Raw genomic sequence first — 17,363 nt, 5'->3', positions numbered from 1 at the left:
ATCACATACCCGCCGGCGTTTCGTCCGGCAGTTCGCCGCCGTTGTCGGCCACCTGTTCCAGCGGCAGGTCATCCTCATGGAGGGAGGGCAGCTGGCTCAGACTTTCCAGCCCGAAGGTGCGCAGGAACACGTCGGTAGTGCGAAAGCTTACCGGACGGCCAGGCAGATCCAGACGGCCGGCTTCCTCAATCAGGCCCTTTTCCATCAGGGTGGAGACGGTGGACGAGGAGTCCACGCCGCGCACCTGCTCAATAAAGGAGCGGGACACCGGCTGGTTGTAGGCAATGATCGCCAGAACTTCCAGCGCCGCCTGGGACAGCGGGGTATTGCGGCGGGTATCCAGCAGTTTGCGCACCGGCTCGCCAAAGCGGGGCTTGGTGGCCAGCTGCCAGCGGTCTTCCATCTGCAGAAGGGTCAGGCCCCGGTCGCCGGAATCGTAATCATCCCGCAGCTTTTCCAGCGCCTGCTGCACCAGGGAAACGTCGATCTCCAGAATTTCCGCCATGCGGGAAGCGCTGACCGGTTCCCCGTGCGCAAAGAGCATGGCCTCTACCACGGCTTTATATTCTTTCCAATCCATTCTCAGCCCTCCCCGTGATGCAGGTTCTTGTTGCGGCGCACCGCCAGTGCGCCGTTATCGTCAATGGTGATGCGGCCGGCGCGAACCAGTTCCAGCACGGCCAGGAAGGTGGCCACCGTCTGGCTGCGGCTGTCCCGCGGGGTGAACAGCTGCCGCAGCCGCTGCACCTTGCCGGTGATCAGGCCTCGCAGCACATGCACCACCCGGGAGGCCACCGACACAAAAGGCGCTGTGACCAGCGGTTCAAAGCTCTCCTGGGCCGGGGCGCGGCGGCGCTGGCTGCGGCCCATCAGGCTGTTCCAGGCCTGTTCCAGCAGGGACGGATCATGCCGCAGGGTGTAGGTAGCATCCTGCTCCACCTGCATGGGGGCGCGCACCGTGACAAACGCGGTGCCCGCCATACGGCCCAGCTTGCCTGCGATTTTTTTGCACAGGCTGTACTCGATCAGCTGGCCGGTAAGTTCTTCCCGCATACGCTCGGCCTCGGCGCTGCGGGGCAGCAGCAGGAAGCTTTTCATCTGCACCAGCCGGGCCGCCATCTCGATAAACTCGCTGGCCACCTCCATGCGGTTCTGCTGCAGGCTGTTGATGATCTGGGTATACTGGTCGATCAGTTCCAGGATGGAGATATCGTACAGGCTCATCTTGTTTTTACTTACAAGGTAGAGCAGCAGGTCCATCGGGCCCTCAAAATCTTCCAGTTTAAAGGTTATGGCTTCCATAGAATCCTCTCATACACAAAAATCAGAACAGCAGACGCACAAAGCCGGTGGACCAGAGGAACAGCTGCGCCAAGTGAAGATCCAGCCAGCTGAGCACCGGATTGAACGCGCCCAGAATCAGCAGCACAAAGATGATCAGCATCAGCACACGCTCGTACCGCATGACCCGGAAATACAGGCTTTGCGGCAGCACCACCAGCAGGATGCGGCTGCCGTCAAAAGGCGGAATGGGCAGCAGATTGAACACCGCCAGATTCAGGTTCAGATAAAATAAGGTCTGAAAGAACAGGAAGGCGATCACCAGAAGCAGGCCCGCGCCGCCCTGTGCCAGGCCCGCACAGATCTGCATTCCCAGCGCGCTTACCCAGGCCATGGCCAGGTTGGAGAGCGGCCCTGCCGCCGCGCTGAGGGCCATACCCCATTTGGGATTTTTGAAATAGCGGGGATTTACCGGCACGGGGCGCGCCCAGCCGATACCTGCGATGAGCATGCAGATGGACCCCCACGGATCCAGATGCGCCCGGGGCGACAGGGTGAGGCGCCCCTGCTGGCGGGCAGTGGGATCGCCCAGCCGGTCCGACGCCAGCGCGTGGGCCGCTTCGTGCACCGGCAGCACCAGCACCATGGCCAGCAGCCGCGTCAGATACACCACCAGCATTTCATAATCCATCCGCCGCGCCTCCCTGTTCTTTGCTCTCCGAACGCTTTACATACCGTTATATTATAGCGGTTTGGCGGCACGGTGACAAGCAAAAAAAGGTTTATATGCTTTTTTTCAAAAAAACTCTTGCATTTCCGGATGATTTCTGATAATATAATTTAGCGACTTGATTACGAGGAGGTGCAGCAAATGGCAAAGTGTGATTGTTGTGGTAAAGGCGTCGCTTTCGGCATTCAGGTGTCTCACTCCCATCGTCGGAGCAACCGTACCTGGAAGCCCAACGTGAAGCGCGTGAAAGCGATCGTTGACGGTTCTTCCAAGTATATTTACGCCTGCACCCGTTGCCTGCGCTCGGGCAAGGTCACCCGCGCGATCTGATCCGGCGTAAAGGAACACTGAGAGAAATAAACCGGCTGCCCGAATGGGCGGCCGGTTTTTCGTTTATGCGGCAACGCACTTCCCTGTCCCGGTCTTGACAAAGGCCCAGCCGCGGGTGAAGCTGTTGCGGGCCCGGCAACCGGCAGAACCTTTTGTCCGTTGACCAGAGGTTTTGGTTCCGGCTGAATCCGCAGAAAAGAAGCGTGTACTTTTCTGTGTACCGACAACAAGCAAAAACCCCGGAAACCAATTGGTTTCCGGGGTTTTTCTTGGCGGAGAGAGAGGGATTCGAACCCTCGGTGCCTTTATGGGGCACACACGATTTCCAGTCGTGCGCCTTAGACCAGCTCAGCCATCTCTCCATGCCGCAAGGCGCTTATATAATATAAACGATTTACGGCGGGTTGTCAAGAGATTTTTGCAGATTTTATGTCAGAAATTTGCAGGGGATGTTTTCTGCCGGCCGGAACGCATCCCGCACAGGGCGGGTTTCAGCGCGCCTGGCCACATGAAAACCAGATAGGCAAGCGCACCGGCAGCACCGCCTGCACCGATCTGCACCAGCGTTCCCCAGGGGGCGGTACAGCCGGATACCAGCCATGCCAGGCCCAGTGCAGGCGCCAGACAGGCCAAAGGGCGCAGTGCCCAGCGCAGCCAGTCAAACCGCAGATCGGCGGTATCCAGCAGGCGGTGCAGGTTCATCAGGCAGGTAAACGCATTGGAAAAGGCCATTACCCCGAGGAATCCCCCGATGCCAAACCGGGGCAGCGCCAGCAGGATCAGCAGGATACGCAGCACCGAGTCCTGCAGGCTGTACCGGAAGGTGGCCATCTGCTGCCCCATTCCTTTCAGCGCGCCGTCCACCATGCTTTCCAGATACATGAGCGGGGTGAGCGGCCCCAGCACCATCAGATACAGCCCCACCTCGCCGCTGCCGTAGAGAAGCCGGCCCAACGGCTGTGCGTACAGGGTAAACAAACCGCCTCCCAATACCGAAAAGGTGGCTGTAAGCAGCAGCATCCGGCTCAGCAGGTTCCGCAGCTGGGCGGTTCCGCCTCGGATATGGGCTTCGGTGATCTCGGGAAGCAGCAGGGTGGCCAAGGCCCCCAGAATAGAGAACGGAAAGAACAGCACCGGCAACGCCATGCCCTTGAGGGCACCATACTGCGCCAGTGCCTGCGCCCGGGAACCGGTATACAAGGCCAGGCAGGCGGGCACCAGGGCGTTTTCAGCCGCGGCCAGTGCGCTGGCCAGGCAGCGGCTGCCCTCCAGCGGCAGCAGAATACGCCACAGCCGTGGGGCAATATCCGCCGGGGCCCGGCGGTCACCCGCCGGCAGGCTGCGCCGGTCCCGCAGCCAGAACAGCAGCATAAGCAGGCAGGAAACAATCTCCCCTGCCGTGCTGCCCAGCATCACCGCGGCGCAGGCCCAGCCCACACCCCAGCCTTTTACCTGCCGCAGCAGCCAGGCGATCAGGGCGATGCGCAACAGTTGTTCCGCCGTCTGGCTCTCCACCGAAGGGGCCACCTTGCGGCGGGCCAGAAAGTACCCCCGCAGCGCCGCGGCCACCGCCATAAAAGGCAGACCGGGGGCCAGCAGCCGCAAGGACAGTTCGGCCCGGGCATCTCCCAGCAGGTACTTGGAGGCCGGATAGGCGGCCAAAAACTGCAGCGCGCCTGCCGCCAGCCCCAGCAGCGCGCCGGTGCCGGCCACCCGCCGCAGCGCGCCTGCCGCCCTTGCCGGGTGGTCACTCGCCAGTTCCTCAGCCACCAGCCGCGTGGCGGCCACCGAGATACCGGCGGTGGCAAAGGTCACAGCCAGGTTATAGACCGACAGGGCCAGCTGGTACAGGCCCATGCCCTCCGCCCCGATCCAGGCCGCCAGCCAGACGCGGAACAGCATCCCGACCGCCCGCAGCCCAAAGCCGCTGATGGTGAGAAGCATGGCATTTTTTAAATACAGCGTTGGTTTTTGCATGGGCAGCCCTCCGTTTGCTGCCAGTATATGCACAAAGGGCAGGGGAACATGTTTCCCTGCCCTTTTTCGCTTATTTATACCAGCGCGGGCTGATCCGCCCGCAGCTCGATGCCGCTTTCCCCCACCTGTGCGGTAAAGCTGGAACCCGGCACCGCCTGTCCGGCGGCAATCCGGTCGGCCAATGCCTGTTCCACCGCCCGGCTCACCTGACGGCGCAGCTCCCGCGCGCCGTAGCCCGGCTTTGCCTGCCCGGCCAGAGCCCGGGCCACCTGCGGGGTATGGTGCAGCCGATACCCGCTGCGGCCCGCCCGCTCCTCCAGCTGGCAGAGCAGCCGGTCGGCAATCGCTTCCAGCGAGTCGGCCCCCAACGGCTCAAACACCACTGTTTCGTCCATGCGGCCCAGCAGTTCCGGGCGGAAAAAGCGCCTGGCTTCTTCCAGCGCCTGCTCTTTCCGGCGGGCCAGCGTGGCCTCCGGTCCCGCGCCAAATCCCACCGGGCCGGTTTGCCCGGCCAGAAACCGTGCCCCCAGATTGGAGGTGATCAACACAATGGTATTGGTAAAATCCGCTTTACGGCCCATGCTGTCGGTCAGGCAGCCGTCCTCCAGAATCTGCAACAGCAGGTTCTGCAGGTCGGGATGGGCTTTTTCCATCTCGTCAAACAGCACCACGCTGTAGGGGCGGCGGCGCACCGCTTCGGTCAGCTGGCCGCCCTCGCCGTGGCCCACATACCCCGGCGGAGAACCCAGCAGCCGGGCGGCCGCATGGGCTTCGGCATACTCGCTCATATCAAACCGCAGCAGGGCTTTTTCGCTGCCGAACCAGCTGGCCGCCAGCACCCGGGCCAGATGGGTTTTTCCCACCCCCGTAGGGCCCAGGAACAGCATGGCGCCGATGGGGCGGCCGCTCTCCCGCAGGCCGGTACGGCTGCGGCGGATGGCGCCCGCCACCGCCGCCACCGCCCGGGACTGCCCCACCACCTGGCCCGCCAGCTCCTGCTCCAGCCGTTCCAGCCGGGCGCGCTGCTCCTCCCCCACCCGCTGGGCCGGTACGCCGCTGATCCGGGAGACCACCTGCGCGATGTCCTCCGCCGTCAGCACCGGGGTGGACACACCCGTATCCGCGGCCCGGATACGGGCTGCCGCGGCGGCTTCGTCCAGCAGGTCAATGGCCTTATCCGGCAGAAAACGGCCGGGCATATACCGCACCGACAGCCGCACCGCCGCTTCCACCGCCTCCTGCGGGATGGTCACATGATGGTAACTTTCATACCGGGGCACAAGGCCCTGCAGAATGCGGCAGGCCGCCTCCGGGGTGGGCTCCTCCACCGTCACGGTGCCGAACCGCCGTTCCAGGGCAGCGTCTTTCTGGATGCAGCGGCGGTATTCTTCCTGGGTGGTGGCCCCGATCAGCTGCAGTGCGCCCCGGGCCAGCAGCGGTTTCAGGATGCTGGCCGCGTCGATGGCGCCCTCGGCGGCGCCTGCCCCCACGATCACATGGATCTCGTCAATGAACAGGATGTCGTTTTTATCCCGGGACAGTTCATTCAGCAGGTTTTTGAACCGCTCTTCAAAATCGCCCCGGTATTTGGTGCCTGCCACCAGCGCCCCCATATCCAGGCTGATGAGCCGCCGGCCCCGCAATGCAAGCGGCGCGGTGCCGGAGGCGATTCGCTGGGCCAGGGCTTCGGCCAGGGCGGTTTTGCCCACCCCCGGTTCCCCCACCAGGCAGGGATTGTTTTTGCGTCGGCGGCACAGGATCTCTTCCAGGCGGGCCAGTTCTTCCTCCCGGCAGAAGACCGGGTCCAATGCCCCTTCCGCCGCCATACGGGTCAGGTCCTGGCCGTACTTCTCGCTGGCCCGGCTGGCTCTGGCCGGCGCAGCGGCCCGGGGCGGCGGCAGCGGCAATACCAGCTGACCGGACAGCTGACGGCATTCCCGGGCGGCTTCCCCGGTTTCCACCCCCATCTGGGTCAGCCAGAGGCAGGCGGTACAGCCCGGATCCTCCAGCATGGCACAGAGGAGATGTTCTGTCTGCACATATTTAATGTGGGCGCTGCGGGCCCCCACCTTGGCGAACTCCATGGTTTTGCGCAGTTCCGGCGCGGGAGCGCTGCGCACCGCCGACGCACCAGGCGCCGCCAGTGCCTCCACCCGGCGGTCCACCGCCTCGGCGGTGATCCGGTGCGCGCGCAGAAACGCGGTGGCCGGGCCGGGGCCCTGCTGCAGGATCGCCGCCAGAAGATGCCCGGTGCCCGCCTGGGCCAGGCCCTGCCGTCCGGCCAGGGTCAGCGCCTGCCGCAAGGCCTGCGCCGCCGACCGGGAATATCCCCGATACAACTGCATGATCGTTTCCTCCGATGGCAAAAGATTACATCCGGAGTATGGCCGCTGCAGCGGCGCTTCAATCAGCAGGGCGCAAAAAATGCCCGTCGGAGACACCGGCGGGCATTTGGGTTTACAGCACCCCTGCTTTGCACATTTCGATAAACTGGCGGGCCACCCGCGGGCTGCGGCCGCCCGCCCGGATGGCAAACGCCTCCGCACGGGTCAGCAACTGGTCGGCAGGCTGATCCACGCCGTACTGGGCGGCCAGATCCTGCACGATGCGGGAGAACCGCTCCTTATCCGGGCGGGTAAAGGTGACGGTCAGGCCGAACCGGGCCGACAGGCTCATCAGTTCCTGCATGGTATCGGCGTGGTGGATGTCATCCCCCTCCCGGTCGGACAGGGTCTCCTTAATCAGATGGCGGCGGTTGCTGGTGGCATAGACCGCGATATTGCTGCTGCGGCCACCCACGCTGCCCTCCAGAATGGCTTTGAGGGCGGCAAAATTGTCGTCGTTGGCGGCAAAGCTCAAATCATCAATAAAGAGGATGAATTTCAGCGGGTTGGCGGCCAGCGAATCCATCAGCCGGGGAATCTGGTACAGCTGGTGCTTTTTCACCTCCACCAGGCGCAGGCCCTCCGGCGCAAACCGGTTGGCAATGGCCTTGATGGCGCTGGATTTACCGGTGCCCGCATCACCATACAGCAGCACGTTGTTGGCAGGCTGACCAGCCAGCAAGGCCCGGGTGTTGGCCACCACCTTTTCCCGCTCGGCCTCATAGCCGGGCAGCTGATCCAGCCGCTGGGGATCCGGATGTTCCACCGGGATCAGTTTGCCGTCCTTGACGGTAAACACATGATACCGGGCAAACATTCCGTAGCCGGTACGGCCCACGTTGGCCAGACGCGCTTCATAGGCGGCCGTCAGATCCGCCGGGGTTGCGCTCCACCGGGGCAGGAATTCCAGCCGGGGCGCTGTCGCCAGCACCTCGTCGCTTGCCAGGGCGGTAAGACGGCTCAAGAATGTCAGTTCACTGTCCAGCATGGCACGCATCCCCTCCGGCGCCCCGCCGGGGCCGCAATGCCGCACCACGTACAGGTCCTCCTGCTGGAGAACAGCTTCCTTTAAATATCGTCCCCAATCCAGCGTATGGGGAAACAGCGCCGCACAAAACGCGCCGTAGGCGTCAGCAAAGGCAATTTCATCCGCGGGGTCACATTCCAGCAGCGCCAGCAGGCGGGCCACCACCGGGTCTTCCAGCAGCCCGCGGAAGATCACCAGGCCCCGCATCCGCAAGGCGATCGGTCGAATCTGCAAATCCCATCCCTCCCTCTCCGCAGCAGGCATGCAATCCCGCCGTGGGAATGGTTTCATTATACCGCGGGCTCCCCCTTCGCTTCAAGCCGCTACTTGACAAAAGTGCATGAATGTTGTAGGGTAAAGATTATTAAATCTGCCAAGAAACGACCATTCAGAGAGGGGCCTTTACCGTATGTTGACCTTGGACCGTATCTACCACGCTGCGTTTGTGCTGAAAGAGGTGGCCCGCAAGACCGACCTGATTGCCGCACCCAATCTGTGCCCGGACGCCCAGCTGTACCTGAAAACCGAGAATCTGCAGGTGACCGGCAGCTTCAAACTGCGGGGAGCCTACTATAAAATCAGCCAGCTTTCCGAAGAGGAAAAGGCCCGGGGGATTGTGGCCTGCAGCGCCGGCAACCATGCCCAGGGTGTGGCGCTGGCCGCCACCAAGAGCGGTATTCCCAGCACCATCTGCATGCCGGACGGGGCCCCCATCAGCAAGGTGGAGAACACCAAGCGTCTGGGCGCCAAGGTGCAGCTGGTAAAGGGCGCCTACGACGATGCCTACGCCTACGCCTGCCGCCTGCAGGAAGAGACCGGCGCCACCTTCATCCATCCCTTTGACGATGACGAAGTGATTGCCGGACAGGGCACCATCGGTCTGGAAATTCTGGATCAGCTGGCCGATGTGGACACGGTGATTGTGCCTATCGGCGGCGGCGGCCTGATCAGCGGCGTAGCGTTTGCCATCAAGAGCCTGAAGCCGGAATGCAAGGTGTACGGCGTACAGGCGGCGGGCGCCCCCAGCATGTTCAACAGCGTAAAGGAACACAACCAGATCACTCTGGACACCGTATCCACCTTTGCCGACGGCATTGCGGTAAAACACCCCGGTGACACCACCTTTGCCATGGTAGAAAAGTATGTGGACGAGGTCGTAACGGTAACCGAGGACGAGATTGCCGCCGCTGTGCTGGCCCTGATCGAGAAGCAGAAACTGATTGCCGAGGGCGCCGGTGCGGTAAGCGTGGCTGCGGCCATGTTCGGCAAGCTGCCGCTAGAAGGCAAGAAAGCTGTCTGCGTGGTGAGCGGCGGCAACATCGACGTGAATATCCTGAGCCGGGTGATCACCCGCGGCCTTGTGATGAGCGGGCGGAACGCCAACCTGACCATTGCGCTGGAGGACAAGCCCGGCCAGCTGCAGGGGGTCAGCGAGATCATCAGCCGCTGCGGCGCGAACGTGGTAAGCGTACACCACGACCGGGGCGACACCAGCATGTCCATCACCAGCTGTTTCCTGAAGCTGGGGCTGGAAACCCGCGATCGGGACCAGATCGAGCAGATCCGCGAGGAATTGACCAAGGCAGGCTTCAAGCTGGTCACCGAACGGGTATAACAGCATTGTATAAGGGCCGTCCTTTGCGCAAAGGGCGGCTCTTCGTTTTGTCAATTTTGCCATCGAGATATGTTCCAGGTTTTGTTTTGCAGAAGCATATTCCCGTTCGCCCGGATTTTCCCTCTTGTTTTTTATGCCACACGTCAAAAAGCTTTTCTTGCATTTGTAAGATGTGCACAGGGCAAAACCACCAAATTTGCAGGAATGATTTCATGCTTCATGCGAATAGCCTTTTGCGCCGCTTTCCTGTATGATAATAAAACAGTGTGCGAGAGACAGAGCGCAGCACAGAACCGTCTGGTTTGTGCTGCGCTTTTTTATGTATGGAACGGAGGCAACAATGAAAAAATTTCTGAAACGCGCCGCACTGGTCTGCGGGGCACTTGTGGCAGTTCTGGTACTGGCAGTTGGTGGGTACATCGGGTATCTGCAGCTGCAATACTACCGCATTGAGGACGGAATCCCGCTGGAGGTCGTTACCCCCCAGGAGGCGACGCTGCAGACGGACACCCCCTATACCGCCATAAGCTGCAATCTGGGATTCGGCGCGTACGGGCCGGAGTACTCCTTTTTTATGGACACCGGCGTTATGGAGGACGGAACCCCCACCCAGGGGATATACGGCAAGGCCCGAAGCCAAAAGGACGTATTGGCCAACACTACCCTGGCGCTGGAAACTCTGCAGCCGCTGGATGCGGATTTTTTTCTTTTCCAGGAAGTTGACCGGGATTCCCACCGCAGCTATCAGGTAGACCAGCGGGAAATGGTCGCCGAAGCTTTTCCCGGCTATGGCTACACCTGGGCAGAAAATTTTCACAGCGGCTATCTGGCGTACCCGCTGAACGACCATCACGGCGCGGTAACCGCCGGTCTGCTGACCCTGACCCGGTACTCTGTATCCGATGCGGTGCGCCGCAGCTACCCTATTGACGATAACTTCTTCATCAAATTTACCGATCTGGACCGGTGTTTTTCGGTCATGCGGCTGCCCGTGGAGGGCACCGACCGGCAGCTGGTGCTGATCCACAGCCATATGTCCGCTTACGACAGCGGCGGTATCATCCGGGCGCAGCAGCTGGAATTGCTGTGCCAGGTCTTGGAAGAAGAATACGCCGCCGGGAACTATGTGATCGCGGGCGGTGACTTCAACCACGCCCTGTATGGCACCGAACTGGCGTTCCCCTCTCAGCAGCAGTTCCCCGGCTGGGTACAGTCGCTGGGTGACAGCGATCTTCCGGAGCACTTCTCTTTTGTGCAGGCAGACAACGGTTTTTCTGTGCCTACCTGCCGCGGGGCGGACATTCCCTACGAAAAAGGGGTCAACTACACAACGGTGGTGGATGGATTTGCCGTGTCGGACAATGTGATTGCCAAAGCGGAAAACCTGGACACGGATTTTGCGTTCAGTGACCATAACCCTGTGCAGCTGACCTTTGAACTGGCCGCATAACCCAGCCTGTATCCGCGCATAAGACGGCAAGCCGGCGGGTCTCTCCTCTCCTGCCCGGCTGCCGGGTTTTGGCGCATACAATAAAAGTCAGGAACATTTCCCGCCGGAGGGATCGTTCCTGGCTTTTCTGTGTTTTACTGGTCCTGCTGTGTCTCCGGCTCACCGCCTGCCGCCCGGATCTTCTCCTGTGTATCCGCCAGGACCTGCCTGCGAAGCGCCAGCATGGCCGGGAACTCTTCCAGGTTCTCCCAGCCGTAGGTCTGCTGCAGCTGGTATTCCAGCGGAATCCAGGTTGCAATGTCCGACTCGTTGTGCTGGATCACCGCCTCAATCCGGTCCAGCGCCTTATATAGCCGCGCTTCCGGAGTCCCGAGTGCATCCATCTCGGCAAACAAGGCATGCATCTGTGCTGCATCGGCAGCCGGAGCGGTATCCACCAGCTGCGCCAGCGCCAGGCGTTCCTGACTGCGGTGCTCGTCCGTCTTTTCAAATGCCGGAATATCCCCGGTAACCGCCTCGCCCAGATCGTGGATCAGACACATCCGGATCACCTTATTCATATCCAGTTCCGGAAATTCCGACGCCAGCAGCATGGCTAGCAGCGCAGTGCGCCAGCTGTGCGCGGCCACCGTTTCCCGCACACCCCCTGCCGTATAGGCATGGCGGGGATTGGTTTTCAGGGTTTCGATCCGGCGGAGAAACGCAAGAAGCTGAACAGGATCCATACAGAATTGCTCTCCTTTCACAAGCGATGGTATCGATTTGCTGTACAGTATAGCATATCGGCCCGTCGAATGCCATAGCATACACCAGAAGGAGGGTCTTTCATCATGCTGTTTGTCTTTTTGCAGAACATCGCTTCCCACTTGCTTTTCTGGGCGCTGCACCTGGAGGCGGGAAGCTTTCCCCGGCCGCTTTCGCCCCGGCAGGAGGCAGAGGCATTCCGCGCTTTGCGGGCGGGCGACCCACAGGCCCGGGACAGGATCATCCGCCACAATCTGCGGCTGGTGGCGCATATTGCCAAGAAGTACTACGCATCCTTTGGCGACCAGGACGACCTGATCAGCATTGGCACCATTGGACTGATCAAGGCCGTAAACAGCTTCGACTCGGAAAAACAGGCGCGGTTCAGCACCTACGCCAGCCGGTGCATTGAGAATGAACTGCGGATGCAGTTCCGCAAGGTGCGCCGGACTCCCACCGCCCTTTCCCTGCAGGATCCACTGGACAATCAGGAGGGCGGTCTGACCGTTATGGATGTGGTGACCGACAATTTTCTTTTGGACGAGGACTACGAACAGCAGGAAGAACAGCTGCGCTTGCATGAGCTGGTGAATGGGCTGCAGGGCCGGGAACGGCAGGTGTTAATCCTGCGCTATGGTCTTGCCGGACAGCCCCCTCTGACCCAGTCCGAGGTGGCGCAGATTTTGGGGATCAGCCGCAGCTACGTATCCCGCATTGAAAAAAAGGCGGTGGAAACCCTGCGCAGGCGGTGGGAGAAAGAGCCGTATTCCGGCAAGGCACAATAATGGACAGCAGCCGGGCCGCTCTGTGAGGGCGGCAAAAAGATGCAGGGTGCACCTGCCGGGGAAAGCGTTTTTTGGCGTTGTTATCTGTTAGCAAAAAAAGCCCCGGAATCTGGCTGAACAGCCAATTCCGGGGCTTTTTGTATGGCTCCCCAAGTTGGACTCGAACCAACGACCCTGCGGTTAACAGCCGCATGCTCTACCGACTGAGCTATTGAGGAACGGAACATTTATTATTATAGCGCGTTTTTTTGATTTTGCAAGAGGTTTTTTGCAATTTTCATCGCCGGTTGACGGGCAAAGGGCGGGCATATTATAATACTGATTGTGGAATTTTGTGCATCACATCCCCACTGGGGCTGATTTCCTTATTGGAAGAGGACAGAGCATGCAAAAGAGATTTGACTGGAAAGAGGAAGGCATCACCCTGCTGCTGGAACTGATCGGCAGCTTCATGGTGAGTATCGCCCTGTACAATTTTGCCGCACAGGCGGAGTTTCCCATGACGGGATTCTCTGGTCTGGCGCTGATCTTATACCGGTTGTTTGATCTGCCCATCGGTATCACCACCATTGTGATGAACATCCCGGTGGCTCTGCTGTGCTACAAGCTGCTGGGACGCGCGTTTTTTCTGCGTTCCATGCGGTGTATGGTGATCAGCAGCCTGATGGTGGACTACCTGGCCCCCCTGCTGCCTGTATACCGGGGCGACCGGATTCTGGCCGCGATCTGCACCGGCGTGCTGGGCGGATTTGGCTACGCGCTGATCTATGTGCGCGGATCTTCCACCGGCGGCGCGGATTTTATCACCATGGCGGTCAAAGCGGTGCGGCCGCACCTGTCGCTGGGCGTGATCGTGATGGCGCTGGACATGGCCATTGTGCTGCTGGGCGGCATCATCTTCCAGGATGTGGACGGCATCATCTACGGCTGCATCATCAGCTATATCTACTCCATCGCGGTGGATAAGCTCATGTACGGCATGAATGCCGGCAAACTGGCGCTGATTGTAACCGCACCGGAAAGCGGCTCCACGGTCAGCCAGGCCATTCAGGACGCCTGCGACCGGGGCGTCACCCTGCTGAAAGGGCGGGGCGGCTATACCAACGACGACAAATCGGTGGTTATGTGCGCCTGCAGCAACAAACAGATGATTGAGGTGGAACGGGTCGTGCGCAAGGTGGATCCGCAGGCGTTCATCATCATCCTGTCCTCTCACGAAGTGCTGGGCGAGGGCTTTATCGAACGCTGAATTCCCTTTTATTGGACAGACAAAAGGCCTCCATGCCTGCGGGCATGGAGGCCTTTGCTTTGCAGAATTACTCGCCGATCTGGGCGAGGCTGGGCATGACGGCCCCTTTCTGGGCCACTGTAAAAGCGGAGCACCGGGAAGCGAAGGTCAGCAGCCGGGACAGCGCCGCGCTGTCCAGACCGGGCAGATCGGCGGGCGTGCAGCCGTTTTCCAGCAGCTGATAGAGCAGCGCGCCGATGAAGCAGTCCCCCGCGCCGGTGGTGTCCACGACCGGGCCCGGGCAGACCGGGCAGGCTGCGTGTCCGGCAGGCGTCCAGGCCTCCGCACCGTCCGCGCCCCTGGTGATGACCACCATGCGGCAGCTGGCCGTCAGCAGGGCTTTGGCGGCGGCCTCCCGGTCGGAGATGCCGGTGACGAACTCCACCTCTTCCTCCGACAGCTTCACGATATCGGCCAGCGGCAGGAACTGGCGGATGGCAGCCTGGCAGGAGGCCGCGTCCGGCCAGAGCGGCAGGCGCACATTGGGATCAAAGCTGACGATAGCCCCATTTTCCCGGGCGATCTGGATAGCCCGACGGTGCGCCTGGCGCACCGGTGCATCCACCAGATCCACCGAGCAGAAATGCAGCACACCTGCATCCCGCAGCAAAACCGGGTCGATCTGGTCCTCGTTCAGAAACAGATCGGCGCTGGGTTTGCGGTAGAAGCTGAACTGCCGGTCGCCGTTTTTGTCCAGTGCCACAAAGGCCAGGGCGGTATTGGCTTTATCGGTGCGGAAGACACCGGCCGTCTCCACCCCGTGGGCCTGCAGGTTGGCCACCAGATAGTCGCCGAACGCCTCGGTACCCACCTGGGAGATCATGGACGCATAGCCGCCCAGGCAAGCCACGGCCATTGCCACATTGGCGGGTGCGCCGCCGGCCACCCGGTCAAAGCCGGTTACATCCGCCAGCGCGCAGCCGGACTGCTGCGGCACAAAATCGATGAGGAGTTCCCCAATCGCCACCAGTTTTTTCATTTCGTTTCCTCCTGCGGTACAAGCCAGCGCATCTGACAGGGCTGCATCCAGCCGATGCTGCCCTCCATCACATCACCGCTGATCAAATCCACCCAGCGGCCGCCTACCAGCGGCGTGGTGAGTTCCTGCCAGCTTTCCGAGAAATTGAACACAGCCATCAGGCAGCGGCCGTCTTTCTCCCGCACCAGAACCAGCACATGCGGATTGCCGCAGTCGGCGGTATGCACGGCGGCATCCGCGTCAAAAAGCGGCTCGCCCCGGCGCAGGGAAATCAGCTTCTGCAGGCCGGTAAACATCCGCCCTTCCACCGTATCCGGATTATGCCGGTTCTGGGCAGCTTCCCAGCTGAAAACGCCCCGATGCAGGAAACGGCTGTCCCCCGCTTTGGCGGGATCGTTTTTGTAGCTGTAATCGTTGCGGGCCGCAATCTCGTCCCCGCTGTAAATTACCGGAATGCCGGACTGGCTCAGGATCAGGCCGTGGATCAGCAGATCCCGGCGCAGGGCCATATCCAGTGCCCCGTTATCCCGCTGCTCCAGCGCCGCCTGCACGCCGCACAGGCTGGCGGCAGTGCCGCAGCTGCGGGCGTCCTGGGTGGCAGGATCGTAGTTGTACAGCTCGCCCCGGGCAAAGGAGCCGGGATAATTGCCCTCAAAGAAATGGTAGAGGAACTTTTTGTGCTCCAGCGGGTCCATCCCCAGATAGCGCACCGATTCCTCCTCCAGGCCCCAGCCGATGTCATCGTGGCAGCGCACATAGTTGACAAAGGTGTATTCCCGGGGCAGGGCCGCCAGTGTATCCAGCTGCCAGCGCAGCAGGGTAGCGTCCCGGGTGGCTACGGTATTCCAGATGCAGACCATGCTGCTCACGTTGTAGAGCACGTCACATTCCGGCTTATCCACCGGGCCGAAGTAGGGGGCCACCTCGCTGGGCTTCATGACTACCTCGCCCTTGAAGATCACCGCCGGGCAGACCAGCTTGGCCAGGATGCGCAGCATCCGCATAATGGTATGCACCTGGGGCAGGTTACGGCAGCTGGTGCCCAGCTCTTTCCAGATATAGGGCACGGCGTCGATGCGGAACACGTCCACCCCCAGATTGGCCAGGAACAGCAGGTTACAGGCCATCTCGTTAAAGACCACCGGGTTGCGGTAGTTCATATCCCACTGGTAGGGATTGAAGGTGGACAGCACATACTTGCCCATCTCCTCGCACCAGATGAAGTTGCCCGGCGCGGTGTTGGGGAACACCTGGGGCATGGTCTGCTCAAACTGGCGGGGAATGTCATAGTTGTCATAGCACTGGTAGCGGGCCTGGTACTCCGGGTCGCCTTTACGGGCACGGACGGCCCAGTCGTGCTCATCGGAGGTATGGTTGACGATAAAGTCCAGGCACAGGCTCATCCCCCGGGAGCGGCAGGCATCCGCCAGCTTTTCCAGGGCTTCATTGCTGCCCAGCCGCGGGTCCACCTGACGGAAGTCGCTCACGGCGTATCCCCCGTCGTTGAACTCTTCCGGCATCTTGAGCAGCGGCATCAGATGCAGATAGCGCACCTGCAGTTCCGCCAGATAGTCCAGCTTTTCCCGCACGCCGTCCAGGTTGCCCGCAAACAGATCGGTATAGAGCATCACGCCGATCATGTCCGACCGGCGGTACCAGTCGGGATCCTTTTCCCGGGTGGCGTCCAGCTTGACCAGGGCGCTTTTGCGATGGATGAAAAATTGCCGGGCGGCATCCAGCAGCTGCTGAAAATGCTCCGTCTGGCCGTACAGTTCGCAGTAAAGCCACTTGAACTCGTCGTAGCAGGCGGCCAGCCGCCGGTCAAACTGGCGGGAACGGGCTGCCGCAGTGGATTCACTCATGGGTATCCTCCCCCTGACGTGCCGGTTGCCGCCGCACCTGTTCGTCGTTGGCACGCCAGGTGCGGGGCGACACGCCCATCTCTTTCTTGAATACTTTGGAAAAATGCAGCGGGTTGGCATAGCCGACCATCGGCGCGATCTGGCTGATGGGATAATCGGTGCTGCGCATCAGTTCCATGCTTTTGGACAGGCGGTACCGGATCAGATATTCCTGGGGCGTGCTGCCCATCATCTGCCGGAACACCCGCCCGAAGTAGGTGCGGTTCAGGTTACAGGCTGCTGCCACCTGCTGCACGTCAATATCCCGGTGATAGTTCTGCGCGATGAAGTTCAGCGCCTCCTGCACGTAGAAGCTCTTCTGGGACTGGTTGCGCAACTCCCGGCGGGAGCTGGACGCCTGGGTAAGCGCGTCCAGCAGCAGATACAGATGACCCAGCAGGAACAGCGGCGAGGCGTCCTTGCTGCGGACGATGGATTCCATTTCCTGCCGTACCGGCCGATGTGCCAGCGGCGAGCGGAACCGGTATACCGGATGGGCCATATCCAGCCCGGCCTGTTCCAGGCGTTTCAGCGCCTGGAGGCCGTCAAACTCCACCCAGGCATAGGTCCAGGGGTCTTTTTCGTCCGCCCAGTAGGTGTTGACCTGGCCGGGGCAGATCAGGAAACCGTTTCCCGCCGAGAGCTCATATTCCCGATCCGTCCCGTCCGGCCCGGCACTGCGCAGAACGCCGTGCCCGGACAGGATCAGGTGAAACAGGTAATGGTTGCGGATGGCCGGGCCAAAAGAGTGCAGCGGTTTGCACTCCTCCCAGCCGTACTGAAAGATCAGCAGATCCACAAAGTTCTCGTTGGGGAAGATGGAAAAGGAATAGTTGTCGTCCATGGAGATCTCCTTGCCCGGCCGCCGGCCG

The 17,363-nt window shown here is 61.2% G+C and carries 15 protein-coding genes and 2 tRNA genes; 5 read left to right on the top strand and 12 right to left on the bottom strand.

Annotation, left to right across the window (positions count from 1 at the left end; all coding sequences use genetic code 11):
* Position 1: 1 nt before the first annotated feature.
* From scpB to B5E65_RS01090, 3 genes are read right to left on the bottom strand one after another with little or no spacing between them, the layout of a single operon-like run.
* On the bottom strand, positions 2-580 hold the full coding sequence (gene scpB, locus B5E65_RS01100; RefSeq protein WP_087169931.1) for an SMC-Scp complex subunit ScpB: 579 nt from the start codon (positions 578-580) through the stop codon (positions 2-4).
* Between the two features lie 2 nt (positions 581-582).
* A complete protein-coding gene (locus tag B5E65_RS01095; protein ID WP_087169930.1) occupies positions 583-1,302 on the bottom strand; it encodes a segregation and condensation protein A in 720 nt (239 codons plus the stop codon).
* A gap of 22 nt (positions 1,303-1,324) precedes the next feature.
* Positions 1,325-1,972, bottom strand: coding sequence for a site-2 protease family protein (locus B5E65_RS01090; RefSeq protein ID WP_087169929.1), 648 nt, complete (start codon positions 1,970-1,972; stop codon positions 1,325-1,327).
* Between the two features lie 180 nt (positions 1,973-2,152).
* Here B5E65_RS01090 and rpmB point away from each other — a divergent pair, with 180 nt between their 5' ends.
* Positions 2,153-2,341: a 50S ribosomal protein L28 gene (gene rpmB, locus B5E65_RS01085; RefSeq protein ID WP_087169928.1), complete on the top strand. Its 189-nt coding sequence runs from the start codon at positions 2,153-2,155 to the stop codon at positions 2,339-2,341.
* 270 nt (positions 2,342-2,611) lie between these two features.
* Here rpmB and B5E65_RS01080 read toward each other — a convergent pair.
* The 4 genes from B5E65_RS01080 to B5E65_RS01065 form a co-directional block, all read right to left on the bottom strand.
* Positions 2,612-2,703, bottom strand: a tRNA-Ser gene (locus B5E65_RS01080).
* A gap of 70 nt (positions 2,704-2,773) precedes the next feature.
* Entirely contained in the window at positions 2,774-4,318 is a 1,545-nt protein-coding gene (locus B5E65_RS01075) for an oligosaccharide flippase family protein (RefSeq protein WP_087169927.1), read from the bottom strand.
* Between the two features lie 74 nt (positions 4,319-4,392).
* Entirely contained in the window at positions 4,393-6,663 is a 2,271-nt protein-coding gene (locus B5E65_RS16670; protein ID WP_087169926.1) for an ATP-dependent Clp protease ATP-binding subunit, read from the bottom strand.
* A 112-nt stretch (positions 6,664-6,775) separates the two neighbouring features.
* Positions 6,776-7,963 carry an ATP-binding protein gene (locus B5E65_RS01065; RefSeq protein WP_430672995.1) on the bottom strand — a complete coding sequence of 396 codons (1,188 nt, stop codon included), beginning with the start codon at positions 7,961-7,963 and terminating at the stop codon, positions 6,776-6,778.
* 175 nt (positions 7,964-8,138) lie between these two features.
* Between B5E65_RS01065 and ilvA the strand changes: the two genes are divergently transcribed.
* Both ilvA and B5E65_RS01055 read left to right on the top strand, forming a co-directional pair.
* Positions 8,139-9,344, top strand: coding sequence for a threonine ammonia-lyase (ilvA, locus tag B5E65_RS01060; RefSeq protein ID WP_087169924.1), 1,206 nt, complete (start codon positions 8,139-8,141; stop codon positions 9,342-9,344).
* Between the two features lie 340 nt (positions 9,345-9,684).
* Positions 9,685-10,794: an endonuclease/exonuclease/phosphatase family protein gene (locus B5E65_RS01055; RefSeq protein WP_087169923.1), complete on the top strand. Its 1,110-nt coding sequence runs from the start codon at positions 9,685-9,687 to the stop codon at positions 10,792-10,794.
* A gap of 134 nt (positions 10,795-10,928) precedes the next feature.
* On the opposite strand, the gene B5E65_RS01050 is transcribed toward B5E65_RS01055, so the two are convergent.
* The gene (locus B5E65_RS01050; protein ID WP_087169922.1) at positions 10,929-11,519 is read right to left on the bottom strand and encodes an HD domain-containing protein; all 591 of its coding nucleotides are present in this window, start codon (positions 11,517-11,519) and stop codon (positions 10,929-10,931) included.
* A gap of 105 nt (positions 11,520-11,624) precedes the next feature.
* Between B5E65_RS01050 and B5E65_RS01045 the strand changes: the two genes are divergently transcribed.
* Complete coding sequence (locus B5E65_RS01045) at positions 11,625-12,323, top strand: sigma-70 family RNA polymerase sigma factor (RefSeq protein ID WP_087169921.1); 699 nt, start codon at positions 11,625-11,627, stop codon at positions 12,321-12,323.
* Positions 12,324-12,465: 142 nt separating this feature from the next.
* On the opposite strand, the gene B5E65_RS01040 is transcribed toward B5E65_RS01045, so the two are convergent.
* Positions 12,466-12,541 (bottom strand) — tRNA-Asn (locus B5E65_RS01040).
* A gap of 167 nt (positions 12,542-12,708) precedes the next feature.
* Here B5E65_RS01040 and B5E65_RS01035 point away from each other — a divergent pair.
* On the top strand, positions 12,709-13,572 hold the full coding sequence (locus B5E65_RS01035) for a YitT family protein (protein ID WP_087169920.1): 864 nt from the start codon (positions 12,709-12,711) through the stop codon (positions 13,570-13,572).
* A gap of 67 nt (positions 13,573-13,639) precedes the next feature.
* Here B5E65_RS01035 and B5E65_RS01030 read toward each other — a convergent pair whose 3' ends face one another.
* Genes B5E65_RS01030 through B5E65_RS01020 form a run of 3 tightly spaced genes read right to left on the bottom strand, consistent with a single transcriptional unit; the run spans position 13,640 to position 17,335 of the window.
* Positions 13,640-14,590: a carbohydrate kinase family protein gene (locus B5E65_RS01030; protein ID WP_087169919.1), complete on the bottom strand. Its 951-nt coding sequence runs from the start codon at positions 14,588-14,590 to the stop codon at positions 13,640-13,642.
* Positions 14,587-16,452, bottom strand: a complete 1,866-nt coding sequence (locus tag B5E65_RS01025) for an amylosucrase (RefSeq protein ID WP_087169918.1) — start codon at positions 16,450-16,452, stop codon at positions 14,587-14,589. Before B5E65_RS01025 ends, B5E65_RS01030 begins: the two co-directional genes overlap by 4 nt.
* The gene (locus B5E65_RS01020; RefSeq protein WP_087169917.1) at positions 16,445-17,335 is read right to left on the bottom strand and encodes an AraC family transcriptional regulator; all 891 of its coding nucleotides are present in this window, start codon (positions 17,333-17,335) and stop codon (positions 16,445-16,447) included. Before B5E65_RS01020 ends, B5E65_RS01025 begins: the two co-directional genes overlap by 8 nt.
* Positions 17,336-17,363: the final 28 nt, after the last annotated feature.

This window comes from Gemmiger sp. An120 (assembly GCF_002160955.1).
In the GTDB taxonomy this organism is placed as follows: Bacteria; Bacillota; Clostridia; order Oscillospirales; family Ruminococcaceae; genus Gemmiger_A; species Gemmiger_A avium.
This window is presented reverse-complemented; position numbering and strand designations above follow the sequence as displayed.

Excerpts from the sequence above, each read along its gene's own strand:
- scpB (WP_087169931.1), bottom strand. The coding sequence starts at position 580 with ATGGATTGGAAAGAATATAAAGCCGTGGTAGAGGCCATGCTCTTTGCG.
- B5E65_RS01095 (WP_087169930.1), bottom strand. The coding sequence starts at position 1,302 with ATGGAAGCCATAACCTTTAAACTGGAAGATTTTGAGGGCCCGATGGAC.
- B5E65_RS01090 (WP_087169929.1), bottom strand. The coding sequence starts at position 1,972 with ATGGATTATGAAATGCTGGTGGTGTATCTGACGCGGCTGCTGGCCATG.
- rpmB (WP_087169928.1), top strand. The coding sequence starts at position 2,153 with ATGGCAAAGTGTGATTGTTGTGGTAAAGGCGTCGCTTTCGGCATTCAG.
- B5E65_RS01075 (WP_087169927.1), bottom strand. The coding sequence starts at position 4,318 with ATGCAAAAACCAACGCTGTATTTAAAAAATGCCATGCTTCTCACCATC.
- B5E65_RS16670 (WP_087169926.1), bottom strand. The coding sequence starts at position 6,663 with ATGCAGTTGTATCGGGGATATTCCCGGTCGGCGGCGCAGGCCTTGCGG.
- ilvA (WP_087169924.1), top strand. The coding sequence starts at position 8,139 with ATGTTGACCTTGGACCGTATCTACCACGCTGCGTTTGTGCTGAAAGAG.
- B5E65_RS01055 (WP_087169923.1), top strand. The coding sequence starts at position 9,685 with ATGAAAAAATTTCTGAAACGCGCCGCACTGGTCTGCGGGGCACTTGTG.
- B5E65_RS01050 (WP_087169922.1), bottom strand. The coding sequence starts at position 11,519 with ATGGATCCTGTTCAGCTTCTTGCGTTTCTCCGCCGGATCGAAACCCTG.
- B5E65_RS01045 (WP_087169921.1), top strand. The coding sequence starts at position 11,625 with ATGCTGTTTGTCTTTTTGCAGAACATCGCTTCCCACTTGCTTTTCTGG.
- B5E65_RS01035 (WP_087169920.1), top strand. The coding sequence starts at position 12,709 with ATGCAAAAGAGATTTGACTGGAAAGAGGAAGGCATCACCCTGCTGCTG.
- B5E65_RS01030 (WP_087169919.1), bottom strand. The coding sequence starts at position 14,590 with ATGAAAAAACTGGTGGCGATTGGGGAACTCCTCATCGATTTTGTGCCG.
- B5E65_RS01025 (WP_087169918.1), bottom strand. The coding sequence starts at position 16,452 with ATGAGTGAATCCACTGCGGCAGCCCGTTCCCGCCAGTTTGACCGGCGG.
- B5E65_RS01020 (WP_087169917.1), bottom strand. The coding sequence starts at position 17,335 with ATGGACGACAACTATTCCTTTTCCATCTTCCCCAACGAGAACTTTGTG.